The sequence below is a fragment of the Ciceribacter ferrooxidans genome, from assembly GCF_004137355.1.
Classification (GTDB): Bacteria; Pseudomonadota; Alphaproteobacteria; order Rhizobiales; family Rhizobiaceae; genus Allorhizobium; species Allorhizobium ferrooxidans.
Map to the genome: position 1 here is coordinate 1 of NZ_SDVB01000155.1, position 255 is coordinate 255.

Here is a 255-nt window from a genome sequence, read left to right on the forward strand (position 1 = left end):
AGCGGCAGCTCCACGGGCGACAGCAGGAACGGACGCGTCTGGGGGCCGCCCATCCCGCCGTGGAAGGAGATCAGCTCCTCGAATGCGCAGCCCTGTTCAAGCTCAGCGTCATAGAAACTGTTGACCATGATGTCGGCGACGTGCTCGAACCGGTCGGTCCGGAGCAGGTGTGTGGCCGCACCGGCCGGGAACGGGGCGAGCGGATCATCACCCTCCACGCGACCGTCGGCGAGGTGGCGAGCGCCGTGTGCGCCG

1 protein-coding gene is annotated in these 255 nt (G+C 68.6%); it reads right to left on the reverse strand.

The annotated features are described in order from the left end of the window. Positions 1-255 (reverse strand): hypothetical protein (locus EUU22_RS25190; protein WP_205687852.1); only part of this gene is annotated, 255 nt, incomplete at both ends.